Origin of the sequence: Liquorilactobacillus sicerae (genome assembly GCF_029916425.1) — a bacterium.
GTDB classification, from domain to species: Bacteria; Bacillota; Bacilli; order Lactobacillales; family Lactobacillaceae; genus Liquorilactobacillus; species Liquorilactobacillus sicerae.
Map to the genome: position 1 here is coordinate 88078 of NZ_JAHAVQ010000008.1, position 20343 is coordinate 108420.

Annotated in this window: 15 protein-coding genes; 8 read left to right on the forward strand and 7 right to left on the reverse strand. The window is 36.7% G+C overall.

The genetic code is table 11. From position 1 onward, the window contains the following. Positions 1-63: 63 nt before the first annotated feature. From gyrA to dnaA, 6 genes are all read right to left on the reverse strand, one after another. Positions 64-2538, reverse strand: coding sequence for a DNA gyrase subunit A (gyrA, locus tag KH893_RS06845; protein ID WP_281165409.1), 2475 nt, complete (start codon positions 2536-2538; stop codon positions 64-66). A gap of 54 nt (positions 2539-2592) precedes the next feature. Beyond that, on the reverse strand, positions 2593-4545 hold the full coding sequence (gyrB, locus tag KH893_RS06850; protein WP_281165410.1) for a DNA topoisomerase (ATP-hydrolyzing) subunit B: 1953 nt from the start codon (positions 4543-4545) through the stop codon (positions 2593-2595). Continuing rightward, the gene (gene recF, locus KH893_RS06855; protein ID WP_281165411.1) at positions 4542-5687 is read right to left on the reverse strand and encodes a DNA replication/repair protein RecF; all 1146 of its coding nucleotides are present in this window, start codon (positions 5685-5687) and stop codon (positions 4542-4544) included. Before recF ends, gyrB begins: the two co-directional genes overlap by 4 nt. Then, on the reverse strand, positions 5687-5920 hold the full coding sequence (gene yaaA, locus KH893_RS06860; protein ID WP_281165412.1) for a S4 domain-containing protein YaaA: 234 nt from the start codon (positions 5918-5920) through the stop codon (positions 5687-5689). The genes recF and yaaA overlap by 1 nt, the downstream gene beginning before the upstream one ends. 251 nt (positions 5921-6171) lie before the next feature. Next, positions 6172-7308, reverse strand: a complete 1137-nt coding sequence (dnaN, locus tag KH893_RS06865) for a DNA polymerase III subunit beta (protein ID WP_281165413.1) — start codon at positions 7306-7308, stop codon at positions 6172-6174. Between the two features lie 163 nt (positions 7309-7471). After that, positions 7472-8839, reverse strand: a complete 1368-nt coding sequence (dnaA, locus tag KH893_RS06870) for a chromosomal replication initiator protein DnaA (RefSeq protein ID WP_281165414.1) — start codon at positions 8837-8839, stop codon at positions 7472-7474. A 492-nt stretch (positions 8840-9331) separates the two neighbouring features. Between dnaA and rpmH the strand changes: the two genes are divergently transcribed. From rpmH to KH893_RS06885, 3 genes are all read left to right on the forward strand, one after another. Next, a complete protein-coding gene (gene rpmH, locus KH893_RS06875; protein WP_281165415.1) occupies positions 9332-9466 on the forward strand; it encodes a 50S ribosomal protein L34 in 135 nt (44 codons plus the stop codon). Positions 9467-9532: 66 nt separating this feature from the next. Further along, positions 9533-9883, forward strand: coding sequence for a ribonuclease P protein component (rnpA, locus tag KH893_RS06880; protein ID WP_281165416.1), 351 nt, complete (start codon positions 9533-9535; stop codon positions 9881-9883). A 16-nt stretch (positions 9884-9899) separates the two neighbouring features. Continuing rightward, positions 9900-10730: a membrane protein insertase YidC gene (locus KH893_RS06885; RefSeq protein WP_281165417.1), complete on the forward strand. Its 831-nt coding sequence runs from the start codon at positions 9900-9902 to the stop codon at positions 10728-10730. A 177-nt stretch (positions 10731-10907) separates the two neighbouring features. On the opposite strand, the gene KH893_RS06890 is transcribed toward KH893_RS06885, so the two are convergent. After that, on the reverse strand, positions 10908-12812 hold the full coding sequence (locus KH893_RS06890) for a M13 family metallopeptidase (protein ID WP_281165418.1): 1905 nt from the start codon (positions 12810-12812) through the stop codon (positions 10908-10910). A 157-nt stretch (positions 12813-12969) separates the two neighbouring features. Between KH893_RS06890 and KH893_RS06895 the strand changes: the two genes are divergently transcribed. The 5 genes from KH893_RS06895 to KH893_RS06915 all read left to right on the forward strand — a co-directional run bounded on the left by KH893_RS06895 (position 12970) and on the right by KH893_RS06915 (position 20342). Continuing rightward, the gene (locus KH893_RS06895; protein WP_281165419.1) at positions 12970-13917 is read left to right on the forward strand and encodes a LacI family DNA-binding transcriptional regulator; all 948 of its coding nucleotides are present in this window, start codon (positions 12970-12972) and stop codon (positions 13915-13917) included. Positions 13918-14085: 168 nt separating this feature from the next. After that, positions 14086-15756 (forward strand): alpha-glucosidase, encoded by a 1671-nt coding sequence (locus KH893_RS06900; protein ID WP_281165420.1) that lies wholly within the window; start codon positions 14086-14088, stop codon positions 15754-15756. Positions 15757-15772: 16 nt separating this feature from the next. After that, the gene (locus KH893_RS06905; protein WP_281165421.1) at positions 15773-17542 is read left to right on the forward strand and encodes a glycoside hydrolase family 13 protein; all 1770 of its coding nucleotides are present in this window, start codon (positions 15773-15775) and stop codon (positions 17540-17542) included. Positions 17543-17665: 123 nt separating this feature from the next. After that, on the forward strand, positions 17666-18937 hold the full coding sequence (locus tag KH893_RS06910; RefSeq protein ID WP_281165422.1) for an extracellular solute-binding protein: 1272 nt from the start codon (positions 17666-17668) through the stop codon (positions 18935-18937). Between the two features lie 115 nt (positions 18938-19052). After that, positions 19053-20342, forward strand: a complete 1290-nt coding sequence (locus tag KH893_RS06915) for a sugar ABC transporter permease (protein ID WP_281165423.1) — start codon at positions 19053-19055, stop codon at positions 20340-20342. Position 20343 lies beyond the last annotated feature (1 nt).

Sequence of the window (20343 nt, forward strand, 5' to 3'; positions counted from 1 at the left end):
TTCAATTTGCAAGACACAGTTTAACATTCGGCTATTATTAATTACGCAAAGTTTTGCAAATTGTTAGTTTTCATTGTCATCTGTGGCTGGTAAATCCTCATTTTCGTCTTCTGCTGCTACTTTTGCCATTGTTGCAACTGACGCATCAGCTGCAACTTTGATCAAATGTACCCCTAATGTTGCTCGACCCGTGGTTGAAACGCTTTGAATATTAAAACGGATCATTACACCTTTGTCAGTGATTAGCATAATGTCCTCATCACCTTTGACCGTTGTTAAACCAACTATTGGCCCATTCTTTCCTGTAACATTAGCCGTTTTGATTCCCTTGCCGCCGCGACCTTTAATTGGATACTCAGCTGCTGGTGTTTGCTTCCCGTAACCTTTTTCACTGATAATAAAGACTTTACTCTCAGGATCAAGAATTGCTGCACCAACCACATAATCATTTTCACGTAATCTGATTCCACGAACCCCACTTGCTGTGCGACCCATTGCTCTAACAGCTGTTTCAGCAAAGCTAACGGCATAGCCCAAATGTGTCCCAATGATTAGCTTACGCTGATCGTTAGTGATTAAAACACGGATTAATTCATCATCATCTTTTAACGTAATTGCTTTTAAACCATTCTTACGAATATTTGAAAATTCAGCAACTGATGTTCGTTTTACAACACCGTATTTTGTCGTGAAGAAAAGGAAACTTTTTTTCACCTTGATTTCCCGGGAAACATTGATCACTGTTTGAACTTTTTCTTTTGGTTCAATTCCCAGTAAATTGATAATTGGAATACCTTTAGCTGTTCGACTGTATTCAGGTATCTCGTAGCCTTTCATTCGGTACACTTTTCCTAAATTCGTAAAGAACAATAATTCATCATGAGTTGATGTACTAATTAGATGTTCAATAAAATCATCATCATGGACTCCCATTCCCTGAATGCCACGGCCACCTCGATGCTGAGCCTTGAACTCACTAATTGGCAAACGCTTGATGTAACCATTATGCGTCAAAACAACAACTACATCCTCTTCTTCAATCAAGTCTTCGTCTTCAATACTTAAGACTTCTCCGACCATTAATTCAGTCCGGCGTTCATCACCATACTTAGCTTGGATTTCTAATAGCTCCTGATAAATAATTTTATCAATTCGTTCATTATGAGCCAGAATATCTTGATAATCAGCAATCTTTACTAACAGATCCTGATACTCATCTTCAATTTTTTCACGCTCCAAGCCAGTCAGCCGTACTAAACGCATATCGAGAATGGCTTGAGCCTGTTTATCAGAAAGACTGTAATTATCAATTAATTTCGACTTTGCAACTTCGCCACTTTGAGAATTGCGAATAATATTGATAATTTCATCAATATGATCTAATGCAATTCTCAATCCCTCCAGAATATGAGCTCGTGCTTGTGCTTTACGCAAATCAAAAGCTGTTCGCCGCCGAATAACTTCTTCTTGATGCTTTAAATAATATTGCAAAATTTGTTTTATATTTAGGATTCGTGGAGTGCCATTAACGATCGCCAACATGTTAAAATTAAAGGTCGTCTGCATTAAGGTTAGTTTATAAAGATTATTTAAAACAACCGAGGCGCTAACATCTCGCCGAATATCAATTGAAATCCTCATCCCTTCACGATCGGATTCATCATGAATATCAGTAATTCCATCAATTTTTTTCTCACGAGCTAGTTCAGCAATTCGTTTGATCAAATTAGCTTTATTTACCATATAGGGCAGTTCATGGACAATAATCTGTTCACGACCATTTTTTTGGCTCTCAATTTCGACTTTGGCTCTTAAAATAACAGTTCCTTTTCCTGTTTCGTAAGCCTTACGAATTCCTGATTTACCCATTACAATTCCACCAGTTGGAAAATCAGGTCCCTTAATAACTTCCATTAGGTCAGCTATTGTAGCAGTTGGATTTTTCATCAAAATATGAATTCCAGAAATTACCTCTGTTAAATTATGTGGCGGAATATTGGTCGTCATCCCAACTGCAATTCCAGTTGCTCCATTCACTAGTAAATTAGGAAAGCGGGCTGGTAAAACTACTGGTTCACGTTCAGTACCATCATAATTGGGCTCAAAATCAATTGTATCCTTATTGATATCCCGCAACATCTCAGTTGCAATTTTACTCATTCGTGCTTCAGTATAGCGCATAGCCGCTGCACTGTCGCCATCAACTGAGCCAAAATTGCCGTGACCGTCAACCAACATATAGCGATAACTGAAATTTTGTGCCATCCGAACCATTGATTCATAAATCGCTGAGTCGCCATGTGGATGAAATTTTCCCATGACATCCCCAACGATCCTAGCAGATTTCTTGTACGGTTTATCCGGTGTTACTCCCAACTCATTCATGCCGTACAAGATTCGGCGATGAACTGGTTTTAATCCATCTCTGACATCTGGTAATGCCCTCGCTACGATGACACTCATCGCATAATCCAAGAATGATTTGCGCATAATTCCTGACAAATCAGCTTGCTTAATTCGATTTGGCAAATCTACCAAGTTTTTTACCTCCCAAATTAATTATTCACCTAATTTGATATTTCCCAGGAAATATCAAACATCCAAATTTTCAACAAAGGTTGCATTTTTTTCAATAAATTCTCGTCGTGGTTCAACTTTATCTCCCATCAACATCTCAAAAACTTCATTGGCTTCTTCTGCATCTGAGAGTTCAACTTGAAGTAAGCGACGTTTTTCAGGATCCATCGTTGTTTCCCATAACTGCTCAGCATCCATTTCACCTAAACCTTTATAACGCTGAATAACCGGCTTAGGGGCTGGTGACAATTGGCCAACCACTTCGTCCAATTCCTCATCAGTATCAATGTACTTAATCATTTTTCCTTGCCGCACTTGATATAGAGGCGGTTGAGCAATATAAACATAACCATGATCAATCATTGGCCGCATAAAACGGTAAAACAAAGTCAATAGTAAAGTCCTGATATGTGCTCCATCAACATCCGCATCAGTCATAATGATCAATTTATGATAATTAGCCTTATCAATGTCAAAGTCATTGCCAAAACCGGTTCCTAATGCTGTGAATAAAGACCGGATTTCCTCATTAGCTAAAATTCGATCTAAAGTTGCTTTTTCGACATTTAAAATTTTCCCACGAATTGGCAGGATTGCTTGAGTCAAACGTGAACGACCTTGCTTAGCTGATCCACCGGCAGAATCACCCTCGACGATGAATAATTCTGAAATACTTGGGTCCTTGCTGGTGTTATCAGCTAATTTCCCAGGCAAATTACTAATTTCAAGGCCATTTTTCTTACGAGTAACTTCACGAGCTCGCTTAGCAGCCACCCGTGCTTTAGAAGCTAAAATTCCCTTATCAACAATTTTTCTAGCAACTGCTGGGTTCTCAAGCATGAATTTAGAAAAGTGTTCTGAAAATAAGTGATCCGTGACAGTTCTTGCATCCGAGTTTCCTAATTTAGTTTTTGTTTGCCCCTCAAATTGTGGATCTGGATGTTTAATGCTGACAACCGCTGTCATGCCTTCACGAACATCTTCACCAGACAAATTGTCATCTGAATCTTTGAGCAATTTGTTTTTTTTAGCATAGTCATTGATCACACGGGTTAAAGCGGTCTTAAAACCAGCTTCATGTGTTCCACCTTCATAGGTATGAATGTTATTGGCAAAAGTCAGTAAATTTGAATGAAAGTCATTAGTATATTGTAACGAAACCTCAACCGTGATTCCATTTTGCTCACCTTCAACATAGATTGGTTCTGGAAACAAGGCTGCTTTGCTCTTATTTAGAAACTCAACATAATGTCGAATTCCACCTTCATAATGAAATTGTTGCAGAGTTGGTTTTTCAGGTCGCAAATCTTTAATCGTGATCCGCAAGCCTTTATTTAAGAAAGCCAGTTCTCGAATCCTGGTTGTCAAAACATTGATATCATAAGTCGTAGTTTCAGTAAAAATATCTGGATCCGGTAAGAAATGCACAATTGTTCCATGTTCATGTTCACCACAGGCTCCAATGATCTGCATTTCATGGTTTACCTTGCCACGTTTAAAGTCCATTGCATAAATTTTACCATTTCGCTTAACTTTAACATCGAGTTCAGTTGACAAGGCATTTACGACTGAAGCTCCAACTCCATGCAAGCCGCCGGAAACTTTATAACCACCGCCGCCAAATTTACCACCAGCATGTAAAATAGTAAAAACCGTTTCCAATGCTGGTCGACCAGTTTTAGTTTGGATATCAACTGGAATTCCACGTCCATTATCTTTAACAATGATACTGTTGTCTGGCTTAACAGTTACATTAATTTCATCAGCAAAACCCGCCAAGGCTTCGTCGATCCCATTATCAATAATTTCCCAAACTAAATGATGCAATCCCTGAGAACTAGTTGAGCCAATATACATTCCTGGACGTTTTCTAACAGCTTCCAAACCTTCTAATACTTGAATTTGACTAGCATCATATTCCTGAGCCTTTTTCTCTTTTGCTAATGCTTGCTTTTCCTTGTCTGTCAACCTTGCATTCCTCCCTGATTTTCTTGTTCAACCGCTACTTGTCCGTGCTGAATCCTAAATATTTTTGGATCTTTGATCAATTGACGTGTAATATCATTCAGACTAGGGGTTGTTAAAAATATCTGGACTTTTTGCTGAAACGCCCGCAATAAGTTAGTCTGGCGGTTACCATCTAATTCTGATAAAACATCATCTAATAAAAGTATTGGATACTCACCAATTCGTTTTTTCATAAGGTCTACTTCAGCTAATTTAACGGCTAAAGCTGCCGTTCGTTGCTGTCCTTGTGAGCCGTAAAGCTGAACATTTTGTTCATTCACAATAAATTTAAAATCGTCACGATGTGGACCATACAAGGTATTTCCTTGAAATATTTCTTTATCACGATGTATTGTATACTGCCTTTTTAAGAGTTGATAAAGTTGCTCTGGACTGTCATTTGCTGCTGGTAAAGTGATTGTTGAAAGATATTCTAAGACTAATTTTTCCTGTTGATGAGTAATTTCAAGCTGCAATTGATTAGCAAAGTTGCTTAAATCTTTTAGAAAATCGATTCGTTTGACGATTAATTCTGCTCCAAAAGCTGCTAATTGATCAGAAAATACATCTAACAGTAACAAATCTTTGACTTTCTTTTGTTGCAATTGTTTTAAATAACGATTGCGTTGCCGCAAAATTGCTTTATATTGACTAAGGTCATATAAATAATGACTATCGATCTGACCAAATTCCATATCTATGAATTTTCGCCTGACAATTGGTGACCCTTTAACCAACGAAAGATCCTCCGGGGCAAATAAAATCACGTTCATTTTCCCAATATATTGAGAAAGCTTGGCTTGCTCTAATTGATTAACTTTTGCTTTTTTTCCTTTAGGACTCAAAGCAATTTCCAATTTAGTTGTCCCTAAACGGTTCGCAAGCTTCCCTTGAATAATTGCTGAGTCTTTACCCATTCGCATCAATTCATGATCATTATTCGTCCGCTGACTCCGAGCCATTGCTAAAACATAAATTGACTCCAAGAGATTAGTTTTTCCCTGGGCATTTTCACCGATTAAAATGTTCGTTGCGGGTGAAAAATTTAATTCGATTTGTGAATAATTTCTGAAATCTTTTAGTTTTAATTTTTTTAAATACATTATTTCTGATCTGTTTCAACTTTTGTCAGTATAATTGTTCCAACTTCCGCAATTTGAATGCGATCAGCGGGATAAAGCTTCTTTCCGCGTCGTTGTTCTGGTTGACCATTTAATAAAACCTGATGATCTTTCAGGTACCATTTTGCTTGTCCTCCAGAACTAACAACATCCACATTTTTTAACAGTTGTCCTAAGGTAATGTAGGGAGCTGTTAATTTCAAAGTTTGATTCAAATTTTTCACCCGCCTTTTAACCGTCTCTAAGATAATTATAACCTTTCTAAACCTGAATGGCAATTCTATATCGCCTCTAAATCGATTTTAAGAGCTTTTAACCAACCATAATATGTTTTATTTACCATTAGTCAAAATTGCTCAAATCACCAAAAAATCGTTTTTAAACTAGGTAGCTCAAAATTTAAAGCTCAAGCCAAAAAAGAAGCGATGTTAGCCATCGCTTCTTGATCATTATAAATAGCTTGTTATTAAAAAGTCCTAACTGGCGTGATCAATTGGATAAAATCGTTTTGATTTTCGCTTGGAGTTAACGTAAATGGTCTTAAAGGCTGAGTGAAATTCACTCTGACCGTCGTTTGCCCAAAAGAACGTAATGCATCTTTCATGTAATCTGGGTTAAAAGAAATCTCCAACGGTTTACCAGTTAGATTTTCAAAATTCAAAACTTCATCAATCGTTCCAACTTCCGGTGAATTCCCATAGATTTTTGCTAAATGTTGCTCTGGATCAAGAGTTAGCTTAACTATATTGTAGTTTCCTTCATGTGATAATAACGAAGCTCGATCAATCACTGCTAAAAAATCACTAGCGTTAACTTCAAGATCCGTTTCAGAACTAGTGGGAATCAATTGAGCCGTATCTGGATAATTTCCTTCTAAAAGTCGTGAATAAAAAACAGTTTGATCAAACAGGCATAGTATTTGATTTTCTGAAATTCGCAATTCAACTTTTTCTGAACTATCTGGCAGCATTCGTGCCAGTTCAACTAAAGAGCGATTCGGAACAATAACGTCATAATTTAATTCGTTAATATCTAATGGAATTTTGCGTTGGCTTAAACGATGACTATCAGTAGCAACTGCCGTTAACTGTCCTTGAGAAATTATTAAGTGAACTCCAGTCAAGATTGGCCGGCTTTCTTGATTTGACGTAGCAATAACGGTTTGATTAATAACTTTTTTTAGTAAATCCGCAGATAATGAAATTTTCTGGGAAATTTCAACTTCTGGTAAATGAGGATATTCTTCAGCTGAAATGCCATTTACTTTAAAAACAGATTTTCCAGCTAAGATTTGCGTTTGCTGATTTTCAAAAGTATTTAATGAAAAAGTATCGCCAGAGAGTTTTTTGATGATTTCGCTAAAAAATCTAGCTGGTAATACAATTGCACCTGTTTCTCCAATTTCTAATTGTGCGTTGTCATCTGATTTTATAATAGCAGCTTCAATTGAAATGTCAGAATCACTGCCTGTTAAGATCAACTTTTCATTTGTTAGTGTAAGTTTAATCCCAGTTAGAATTGGAATCGTTGTTTTACTGGCAATTACTCGTTGGACATTAGTTAATTGCTGCATGAAAGCTAATCTTTTGATAGAAAATTTCATACTGAACCTCCTAGTTAAATTATATTAATTAATAGTTTTTTTAGTAATAGTAGTAGATGGTGTGGATTATGTGGATAAGTTGAAAACTTTCTGGCAATTCAAAGTTATCCACTTGTGCATATCTTGTGGATAATTTATAAAGAAATCCACAGTTTCCACAATATTACTTTTTAAGCTCACTTTTTAAGTCAGCAATTGATCGTTGGAGATTACTATCAGTTTCCAACATTTCAGAAATTTTTTCGTGAGCATGAATTACTGTGGTGTGATCTTTCCCACCAAATTCATTGCCTATTTTTGGCAATGAAGCATCTGTTAATTCGCGAGCTAAATACATGGCAATTTGTCTTGGAATCACAATGTTTTTGACCCGTTTTTTACCTTTAAGCTCGCTGATCGACAAATGAAAATATTTAGCTACTTTATCTTGAATAACAGCAATTGACAGTTCACTGGATTTGCCGGTTAATTTGAGATTTTTTAATGCATCAGCTGCTAAGCTGGTTGTAATCGGTGAATGTAGCAAAGAAGCGTATGCTTGGACACGAGCTAGAGCACCTTCTAATTCTCTGATGTTTGAATCAATCTGACCAGCAATATAACTTAGTGTATCATCAGGAATTGCTAAACGATCAGCATCGGCTTTGCTACGTAGGATAGCAATTCTGGTTTCCAAATCTGGCGGTGTGATATCAACCGAAAGTCCCCATTTAAAACGTGAGACAAGACGTTTTTGCAACTTAGGAATTTCATTTGGTAAACGATCAGAAGTCAAAACAATTTGTTTTTTATCATCATAAAGTGTATTGAAAGTATGGAAGAATTCTTCTTGAGTTCCTTCCTTATCAGCAAAAAATTGAATATCGTCAACGAGTAGTAGATCAACGCTGCGATATTCTTGGCGAAACTCTTCTTGGCGTTTAGTTTGAATTGAATTAATAAAATCATTAGCAAATGCTTCACTAGTAACATATTTAACTTTGGCTTGAGGGTTATTGGTCAACATTTGATGGCCAATTGCTTGCATTAAATGGGTTTTCCCTAGACCAACACCACCAAAGAAAAATAGTGGATTATATAATGCCCCAGGCTCTTCGGCGACAACTAAAGCTGCTGCATGAGCCATTTGATTGCCCTTACCGATCACAAAAGTTTCAAAGGTATATTTATCGTTTAACTTTGTTTCACGCATAAAAGTGGGTTGACGTTTTTCAATGATTGCAGTTGTCTGATTAGCAGGTGAATCAGTTCTCCAAGCCGGTTCACCTTTTAATGGATCTGGATCATTGGGCAGCTTGACATAGACTTTGATTGTCTGATTGATACTGTTTTTGATCATTGAAATTACTTGTTGGCTCAAATTAGCATTCCAATAGTCTTTGTGAAGTGCAGTTGGAACTTCAATGACAAGTCTTTTTTGACTAAAGCTGATCGGTTTGGCAGCTTTAAGCCAAGTATTGTAACTGATAGTTGATAGTTTCTTCTTAAATTCATCACAAATAAATTGCCACAATGTTTCAAGATCAGGCACCTAAGATTCCCCCCTTTTGATAAAAGTTCACTTGTTATTTTAGCATAGTTTTCCACAGGTGTGGAAAATTAATTTAATTTGTTCAACAGCTTGTTATTTAGTTTTCCACAGTGCTGTGTGAAACTAAAAATTATGTCTGATTTTTAAGTTTTCCACAAGCTGTATGTGAAGCAATTATCCCAATATAATAAGCTTTTTAAGGCTTGTCCACAAAGAAAAAATTGCTTGTGGATAAGTTAAAAACAGGCTGTTAATTTGTGTAAAAATCGGTTAAGAGTTAAGTTGATAGTTTTCCACAGTTGACAACTAATCCACAGAAAAGTAATTTAACGTTAGCAATTTGTGGATAACTTTTTTTGACAGAAGCTAAAAAGAACTTTAAAAATAAATCAATTTGTGATATCATCAATAAGTATTGTGTGACTTGACAATTTAATCAAGTAAGGATTGAAATCTATTTGTTAAGTTCGTAGTTACAGGAGGTGTTACTAAATGAAGAGAACATATCAACCAAAAAAACGTCATCGTCAAAGAGTTCATGGATTTCGTAAACGAATGAGTACAAGCAACGGTCGCAAAGTTTTAGCACGTCGACGCCGCAAGGGCAGAAGAGTTTTGTCTGCATAGACCACTGACCGTCAGTGGTCTTTTATTTTTTTGATGGTAGTAACAACCGGTATTTGGAGATGGATTATGCGAAAATCATACCGTGTTAAAAGTGAAAGAGATTTTCAACAAGTTTTTGAAAACGGGAAATCTTTTGCTAATCGACAATTTGTGGTTTATGTTTTAGAAAAACCAAGTCAACCCCATTTTCGAGTCGGAATTTCAGTCGGTAAAAAGATTGGAAATGCTGTTGCTCGCAATTGGGTAAAAAGGCGAATCAGACAAAGCTTGACGGAACTAAAACCACAATTGAAACAAAATTGTGATTTTATCGTGATTGCTCGGCCAACGATTGCGGGACAATCAATGAATGTTGTTAAGCAGCATTTAATGCATGTTTTGCATTTAGCTCAATTGCTGCCACATCGAAGCGCTTAAAGAGAGGTTTGATTCTGTGAAGAAAAAAATAAAACGCTTATTATTGATTCTCAGCACCTTATCGTTGATTGTGGTGCTTTCGGGTTGCAGCAACACGGCAGTTACACAAAATAGTACCGGCTTTTGGGATCATTATATTGTTTGGAATTTTATTCGAGCAATTCAATTCTTAAGTATTCATGGTAATTACGGCTGGGGAATAATTTTCTTTACGATTGCAGTTCGGGTAATCTTGTTACCCTTATTCTTTTACCAAACCAAAAGCATGCGCAAAACGATGGACCTTCAACCGCAATTAAAGGCATTGCAGCAAAAGTATTCCGCTAAGGATTTAGAAACACAGAACAAATTGCGGGAGGAACAGCAAAAGCTATATGCTGAAGCGGGTGTCAATCCGGTTGCCGGTTGTTTGCCATTGATAGTTCAAATGCCGATTTTGTATGCTTTGTATCAAGCAATTTTTCGTTCGCCCGTTTTGAAGACTGGTTCCTTTTTGTGGATGCAGCTGGGAGATAAAGATCCATATTTTATTTTACCGATTATAGCAGCAATCTTTACTTACATTACTTCAAAATTGAGCATGATGTCACAACCAGAACAAAATGGAATGAGCACAGCAATGACACTCGGAATGCCAGTGGTAATTTTAATAACGGCGATCAATTTTCCAGCCGCGTTGTCACTTTACTGGGTGATTACCAATGCTTTTTCCGCTTTACAGACACTGATGTTCAATAATCCGTTTAAAATCAATCATGAACGGCAAGAGAAGCAACAGCTAGCAAAGAAAAAACAAAGAACATTAGCTAAAGCTAAACGCCGGGCTTTAAAAAGCAAGAAAAAATAGTTAATAATTAAATCATTGATTAGAGTTTTAGAAAATTAAGAATAAAAACTCTTTTTAATTGAAATTGAAAAAGTCGTTGGAATTACGCTCAATTCCAACGACTTTTTCAGTTTGTCAATCACTCATCACTAAGGTGAGGGTTTTCTGCTAAATATTAATTAAACGATCTCAGGCTAATCACCAAATATTGACACGTTTTTCTGGTGGTAGATACATTCCATCACCAGGCTGAACTTTAAATGTTTGATAAAAGTCAGCCAAGTTTTTAGGCTGGATATTAGCCCGCAATTCATTGGGGGCATGGACGTCAATATTCAATAAAAGTTTTTGACGTTCTAGTGAGGATTTCATGCACCAAATGCGTGCCCAGTTGATAAAAAAGGCCCTCAGATCTGGAGCTGGTTCACTTTTGGCAGCTTCAAGTGCACAGCTTAAACCACCGGCATCAGCGATGTTTTCGGAAACGACCAATTTACCGTTAACTTTTCCGGCTGGAGTCTTTAAACCATCAAATTCTGTAATCATTTGCTGGGATAATTTTTCAAAATGAGCCAAGTCTTCCTTGGTCCACCAATTATGCAGATTACCGTATTCATCAAAATGAGCACCATTGTTATCAAAAGCGTGGGAAATCTCATGTGCAATGACAGCGCCAATTCCACCAAAGTTCTCACTAGCATTTTGGTCAAGACTATAAAATGGAGCTTGCAAGATAGCTGCTGGAAAGACAATAATGTTGTAAGACGGATTATAGTAGGCATTGACCGTATGTGCACTCATCTCCCAACGTGTGCGATCAACTGATTTGCCCCATTTAGCATAATGATCATGATTGGCAATTTGCTCAAAACGCAACACATTTGCAACTAAAGAGTTACCATCAACCTTAAATTTCTTATATAATTCAGCTAACTTTTCTGGATAACCGACTTGAACTCCTAATTTATCAAGCTTAAGGATTGCCTTATCTCTAGTTGCTTGGCTTAACCAATCGTTACTTGCTAACCTTTTTTTATAGACTGCCACCATTTTCTGAACCATGTCGGTAACATCGGCTTTGGCTTGAGAACCAAAATATTTGTGTGCATAATAAAGCCCAACCACTTGGTCAAATTGAGAAGTAGCAAGATAATAAGCACTTTTTTGCGGTTTCATAGGTTCTTTACTACCAGAAATTGCTCGGTGATATTGACCACCAATGATCCGCAGCTGATCAGATAAGAAACCAGTACTGTTTAAAACAGTTTTAACAAAGATCCAACTGCGGATTTTTTCAAAGTTTTCGGCGGTGACCAACTGATTTAAAGCAGCATAATATTGGGGTTCGGTAACAATTACTTGATCAGGCAAAGTGCCAATCAGGCTTTGGATATAGTGCTTTAAATCAATATTTGAACTGCTAGCAGCAAAGTCTTCCAGGGAATATTTATTATAAGCTTTAACGTAATCTGCCCGTTCTGTGCTGTCTTTCACGTGTGGTACAAGTAATTGGTCAAAAGCTAATGTCTCGGCGGTGACTTTGTTGATCAATGCTTCATCATAGCCAGCTAGTTTTAAGACCTCATGCAACATTTGCTGGTATATTTTTAATAAAGCAGCAGCGGCTGGATTTTCATTTTGATAATAGGTTTTATCAGGCAGAATCAGGCTAGGAACATCAGCCATTAAAGCATATTGGGAAGTGTTTTTCATGTCTGGTTCCACGTAAAGTGGAAATGGGACAGGATAGCCAGCAAAAGTCAAATCACCTAACTGAGTTTGCCAATCTGTGAGGTCCTTAAGATTTAAAATTCTTTCAGCATAAGCTCGAATTGGCTCATAGCCTAGCTGATTGCGCTTTTTAAAATCAGCAGCTAACTGGTAAAACTTTAAAAATTCAGCTAAATATGGATCAGTGACCGTAGTTGGTTGGAGGTTTTTAAAATCAGCCATTAAAGTTTTTTCGATTGTGTCAGCTAAGTCAGCAAAGCCGCCCGTGACCGGTTTGTCTGCTGGAATTTTGGCATTTTTCAGCCAAGCTCCATTGATTGCTTGGTATAAGTCGTCCTTGATTAAGGACGGATTGATTGTTGATTTACTCAAAGTTTGCAACCTCTTTTCGTCTTGTATAAAAACTATTGTAATTCAAAAGTGTATCAGATAAAAGCTTCAAGGGGCTTAAACAAATTTACTAGTTTGACTTTAATAAGTTTGCTATGATAAAGAGTAGAAATTTCGTGCTATAAAGGGGCGATCAAAAGTGGTTACTTTGTCAGATGTTGCCAAAAAAGCAAATGTTTCGAAAATGACGGTTTCCAGGGTGATCAATCATCCAGAACAAGTGACAGATGAATTGAAATTACTGGTTTTCAAAGCAATGAAAGAATTGAATTATCGTCCCAATGTAGCTGCAAAAGCTTTAGCAAGAAATCGAACGCAAATTATTAAACTTTTTATTTTAGAAGAAATGTCGACAGTTGAGCCATACTATATGTCTTTATTGACCGGAATTGCTCGGGGATTAGAAAAAAGGCAATATTCTTTACAATTAGTTACTCAGCATAGTTTCGATATTGGTGGCTGTGATGGTTATATTATTACTGGAATGCGCGATCAAGATTATGAGTGGATCGGTCGTTTAGAGAAACCGGTTGTTTTATTTGGTGAAAATCACTATGGCTATGATTTCATTGATACTGATAATCAAAAAGGAATAGAAATGGCAACAAAATATATGCTTGATCGTAATTATCAGCAAATAATTTTTGTTGGGATCGATTTGAATGAGCCATTTGAATACTCGCGTGAAGCTGGTTACCTGCAAGTAATGCAACAGGTTCAAAAAAGACCGCAAATTATTCGCGTCAGTAATCATTCACATTCAGCTGAAAAAAAAATTGGCAAAAATTGGAGTAAGTTTTCAAGCAATACGGGTTTTGTTTGTGCCAGTGACCGGATGGCCTTAGGAGTCGAACGAGCTGTAATGAAGCAGCAAGGAAGGGTTCCTGAAGAATATGGAATCATCGGTCATGATGGTGTTTTTTTAGATCAAGTAGCTGATCCACGCTTGACAACGATTCGTCAAGATGTGACTAAAATGGGTGAAGCATGTGCCAAAATGGTGTTGCAAAAAATTGAACAAGCTGGTGCCCCGCAAGGTGAAAGGCTCTTTGTCCCGACTTTAGTTGCACGTGAAACGACTAGATAGTTACTGATTTTTTGCAGAGAAAATGATTTTCAAGATAAAAATATTAGGAGACTGAGAAGCTATTTATTCAGTCTCTTTTATTTTGATAGCGGTAACAGATCAAACAGACTTGTTTTGAGGCCAGGTTTTCTCTATTTTAGACTTAGAAGAATAAAAAGGGGTGAAAAAATGGCACGTGCAGATTATAAAAATGCAATTATTTATCAAATCTATCCTAAAAGTTTTATGGATGCTAATCATGATGGAATTGGTGATTTACGGGGGATCATTAATAAATTAGATTACTTGAAAAATTTGGGAATCAATACTTTATGGTTGAATCCAATCTTTGTTTCACCACAAGTTGACAATGGCTATGATGTTTCTAATTACTATGCAATTGATGGAAAAATGGGAACTATCGAGGAGTTTGATCAATTGATCAAAGCTGCTCATCAGCGAAAATTAAAGATTATTCTAGATTTGGTTTTGAATCATACTTCTGATCAACATCCGTGGTTTCAAGATGCAATCAAAAATCCCAAAAGTATCTACCGAGAATATTACTTGTGGGCTAAGGGTCAAAATGGACATTTGCCAAACAACTGGGCCTCGTTTTTTGGCGGCAGTGTTTGGGAAGCGGATCCATGTCAACCGAATAATTATTACTTTCATTTATTTGATAAAAGAATGCCGGATTTAAATTGGAAATGTCCTGAGGTCCGTCAAGCAATGGTTAATATTGCTAAGTTTTGGTTGAGTCATGGTGTTGATGGTTTTCGGTTAGATGCATTTATTCACTTAGCTAAAGCAGATTTTAATCAAGATTTTCCAGCACATGGAAAAAAAGAGCCAGTAATTGCTGAACCATTTTATGCTAATCTACCACAAGTCAGAACTTATTTGCGAGAGTTTGTGCACCAATTGCGCTTGATCAAACCAGATTTATTGATTTTAGGTGAAGCGGCCAGTGCCGATATAGATTTAACCGCAGCCTATACTAACCCACAGGATGAACTTTGTGATACGGTGGTAACTTTTCGTTATTTTGAGTCGTTAACGGAGCAGGCTGATAAACGTTTACCAAAAGAATTGCAATCGCTACCGTTAGATTTTGGACACTTGAAAGAGGTAATGGCAACTTGGCAGAAGAACTTGGAAAACATTAGTTATTTAACTTTATATTGGAACAATCATGACATGCCACGAGTTTTAGAAAAAGTTGGGATTAATTATCGCAGTCAGCCAACAATTGCCAAAATGTTGGCAACTTTAATGTATTTACAACGAGGGATTCCTTGCATTTATTATGGTGAGGAAATTGGTATGCAGAATTTAAGTTATGATCAAATTGATGCGCTTCATGATGAACAAGCAAAAAAGGCTTGGCAAGCAGCAGTTGACCAGCAGATGTCAGCTAACAAAGCTTTAGAGCTAATTTGCCGCAGTCATAAAATGGCTGCACGTGGGGTAATGCAATGGGATGCTAGTAAGTATAACGGCTTTTCAGATGTCAAGCCATGGAATTTTGGACACAACACAGCAGTTAATGTCCACGATGAATTAGTTAATGATCAAAGTGTTTTGCAGTATTATCGCCGGTTATTAAAACTAAAAAAGCAGCAATTGTTTGTTGATGGAAAAATTACTTTGGAAAATACTAATGATGACTTATATGTTTATCGTCGGACGCTTAAAAATCAGACTGCCATAGTGATTTGTAATTTAACTCATCAAGCTCAGCAATATCAGTTGCAGCAACCGGCTGATGACATTTTGCTGCAAAATGGTCGCATAACGCTTGCTCAGGATTTGATTACCCTTTCAGCTTATGGCAGCTTGGTTATTAAAGTTAATTAAGGAGGAATTTTTTTAGATGGAAAAATCAGCTTTATATCATCGTCCAGATAGCGAAATGGCTTATTTGTATACCAAGGATGATTTTCATATTCGTCTCCGCACGAAACATGATGATGTACAAAAAGTTGAATTACTTTACGGTGATCCATATGGACTGAAAGTCAATGAAAAAGCTCAAGGCAGCTGGGATTACCAATTAAAGGCAATGAATCTGGTTGCAGCAACCAAAACGCATGATTACTGGCAAGCAAGTGTTTCAATGCCACTTCGACGCTTGCAGTATGCTTTTCATGTATATGGTCGAGATGGAGAGGAAGTTTTTTATGACGATCGCCATATCTGTTCATATAGTCAAGCAGCAATTGATAATCTAGCAGCTTTTCGGATGCCATATTTTCATGAAATTGATCGAATTGCTCCACCAACATGGGTCAAAAAAACTGTTTGGTATCAAATCTTTCCGGAACGTTTTGCTAATGGTGACAAAGCAAATGATCCTAAGGGAACCTTACCATGGGACAGTGTTGAGCCAACTCCAACTAACTTTTTTGGTGGCGATTTACAAGGTATTATTGATCATCTTGATTATTTAAAGGATTTAGGAATCAATGGTTTATATTTATGTCCGATTTTTTATGCTCATTCCAATCATAAATACGACACCATTGATTATTTAGCGATCGACCCAGCCTTTGGTGATAAAGCAACGTTTAAAAAATTAGTTGATGAAGCTCATGCTCGGGGAATTCGAGTTATGTTAGATGCGGTTTTCAATCATTTAGGGGATACTTCGATGCAATGGCAGGATGTGATTCAAAAAGGCAAAGGCTCACACTTTGCTGATTGGTTTCACATCAAAAAGTTTCCAGTTTCTTACGAGAAAACGGCTAATAATGAATTAGCCCAAAACATTACTTACGATGTTTTTGCCAATACGCCACATATGCCTAAACTGAATACGGCTAATCCGCAGGTTCAAGATTTTTTACTAGAAATTGCGACTTATTGGATCAAACAATTTGATATTGATGCTTGGCGTTTGGACGTTGCTAATGAAATTGATCATCATTTTTGGCGTAGATTTTATCAGGCAACCCATGCGTTAAAGCCAGATTTTTACGTTTTGGGAGAAGTCTGGCATTCAGCTCAGGAATGGTTAAGCAGTCATGAATTTGATGCTGCAATGAATTATCCATATACAGAATTGATTAGTGAATGTTTTGTTAAAAAAACCTTAACGGCCAGTGAAATGGTCTCAGCCTTAAATGAACAATTAATGCTTTATCGACGACAAACAAATGAAGTTATGTTTAACGCAATGGATACTCACGATACTGCTCGTTTGCTAACTTTATGTCAAGGTGATCAACAATTGCAAAAACAAATTTTGACTTTTATGTTTCTGCAAATTGGTGCTCCCTGTCTTTATTATGGCACTGAAGTTGGAATGGCTGGTGGTTACGATCCGGATTGTAGAGCTTGTATGATTTGGGATCCAGCTAGGCAAGATCAACAAATGCTGCAATTTATTAAACAACTAGTTCATTTTAGAAGAAATTATGCCACCGTCTTAAGTCAAGGAAAGTTGATTTGGAAGTTAGTTGATGATCGGACAGGAATGATCATTGTGCAAAGAAAATTGGGACAGCAACAAATTACGGCTATTTTTAACCATAGTCAGCAACAGCAGTCACTTTCGCAAGTTAAAGATCAAATTTTATTCAGTCAGGGATGGCAACAGGCAACAAATACTTTAGATGCGGAAGGTTTTATGATCTTGAAATAGTTACATAGTGTAACCAGTTTCATTATGTTACCGATAACATTAAGAAAACGGTTGCATTGAAAAAAGAACAGGATAATAATGAAAACTGTAAAGAATTTGAAAAAAAGAAGGGGGATTTTCCAAATGAGGAAAAACTTCAAAAGGTTAGGAATGTTGGTGTTGGCCGTGGGTTTGACTTTCTCGTTGGCAGCTTGTGGCAGCAGTAGTAGTAGCAGTAGTAAGAAACAGACGTTGACAGTTTCGGTTGATAATAGTAGTAATACTTACAAAAAATTTGTAAATCAGATTAAAGGTAAGTTTGAAAAGAAGTATAATGTTAAAGTTAAGGTTCGGACTAAAGCAATGTCAGATCAATTGGATGCATTGAAACTTGATGGACCATCAGGCAAAGCTCCTGATGTTATGATGGCTGCGTATGATAATGTAGGTGTTTTAGGTAAGCAAGGACAATTAGCGTCAGTTAAATTAGCTTCAGGACGTTACAGTACTAAAGATAAGAAACTGGTTACAATGAATGGCAAATATTATGGTGAACCAGCAACTGTTGAAACCATGGTTATGTACTATAACAAAAAATACCTTAAAACAGCGCCAACGAATTTTAAACAATTAGAAGATATCTCAAAAGACAGTAAGTATGCGTATTCAAATGATAAAACTAAAAATGTTGGCTTTTTGGTACAATGGACAAACTTTTATGATGCTTATGGTTTAATTAAAGGTTACGGTGGTTATGTATTTGGGGGTAAAAATAATAAAGATATCAATGATTTAGGCTTGAATAATTCTGGAGCTGTTGAAGGATTGACTTATATCACTAATTGGTTTAAAAATGTTTGGCCAAAAGGGATGCAATCAACAACTTCTAATGAAAACTTCATTACATCTCAATTTACTGGTGGTAAGACTGCAGTTGTTTTAGATGGTTCATGGATGGCTTCAACATATAACCAAACAAAGAGTTTGAAGTATAGTGTTGCAGCAATTCCTACCTTGAAAAATGGTAAGAAGTATCAGCCATTTGCTGGTGGTAAAGCTTGGGTTATTTCGAAGTACTCAAAGCATAAGTCAGTTGCTCAAAAATGGTTAAACTACGTAACTAATACAAAGAATCAGAATAAGTTTAACAAAATGACATATGAGGTCCCTGCTAATGAAGCCGCTCGTAAGACAGCCTCAAAGGCAAGTGGAACTCGTGGTGAAGTAGCTAAAGCTGTTTTGACAGAGTTCAAGTCTGCTGAACCAATGCCGAATATGCCTGCTATGACCGAGGTTTGGACTGGTGCAGAAAATCTGATAGTTAATGCAGCTTCTGGCAAGAAGACGCCAAAACAGTCTGCAGATGCTGCTGTTAAAGAAATTGCACAGACAATCAAGCAAAAGTATAGTAACTAAATTGAATAACGAGATTTAAAACTTTTTTTGAAGGGTTTTGGGCAATCAAAGCCCTTCATTATTATGGAGCAACACTCCACCATCCACCAAAGCTAGCACAAAGGAGAGGACAGAAATGAGAAAGAAAGATCCGCAAAAGGCAATGTGGCTTTCATTAGTTCCAGGCCTAGGGCAAATTAGCAATGGTCAAAAAATCAAAGGCTATACATTTCTTGGAATTTTTATTCTATTTGTAATTGAAATGATATTATTTGGTTTTTCAGCACTCAAAGGCTTGATTACTCTAGGTACCGTACCAATGCGAGATAATTCAATGTTTTTAATGATTGAAGGAACATTGCAATTATTAATAACGATAATTTTTTTGATATTCTATTTTGTTAATATGTACGATGCAAAAAGAGTTGCTAATGCGATAAATGGAGGGGAACATGTTACTTCAACTCCTAAAGAGCTTTTTAGGGCAACAGTCACTACAGGATTTCCATACTTGTTAACTTTTCCTGCGTATATATTGATGATTTTTGTAATTATTTTGCCAGTTTTAGTAACATTGTTTATGGCATTTACTAATTATGATTTCAATCATATTCCGCCAGCTGTCCTAATTTCTTGGACAGGATTGAAGAACTTTACTGATATGTTTTTCCTAAGTTCATATCGAGCAACGTTCGGAGCAGTGTTTAGTTGGACAATAATTTGGACTTTATGTGCTTCAACTTTACAAATAGCACTTGGAATTTTTACTGCAGTTATTGCACATCAAAATTTTATAAAAGGGAAAAAATTCTTTGGAATCATATTTTTACTTCCTTGGGCTGTACCGGCTTTTGTAACAATTATGAGTTTTTCGAATATTTTTAATGACTCTGCTGGTGCGATTAATGCACAAGTAATTCCATTTTTAAATCATTTCTTACTGTTTAAAATTCCACAAATTAGTTGGACGACTGATCCGTTTTGGACCAAGGTTGCTTTGATTATGATTCAAGGATGGCTGGGCTTCCCATATATTTATGTTTTGGTTACAGGTATTTTGCAGTCAATTCCAGACGATCTGTATGAAGCTGCTACAATGGATGGTGCTACGGCAATTCAAAAGTTTAATCATATTACTTTTCCAGCAATTTTAGGTGTGGCTGCTCCGACTTTTATAACACAATATACCTTTAACTTTAATAACTTCTCCATTATCTATTTGTTTAATGATGGTGGCCCAGGTGATGTTGGAGCTGGTGGAGCTGGAAACTCAGATATTTTAATTTCTTGGATTTACAAACTGACAACTGGCAATACACCACAATATGGGTTAGCTTCAGCGATTACTTTAATTATTTCTACTATCGTCATTGCAGTTTCGTTATTTGTATTTAAAAAATCACATGCATTTGATATGGAGGGATAGT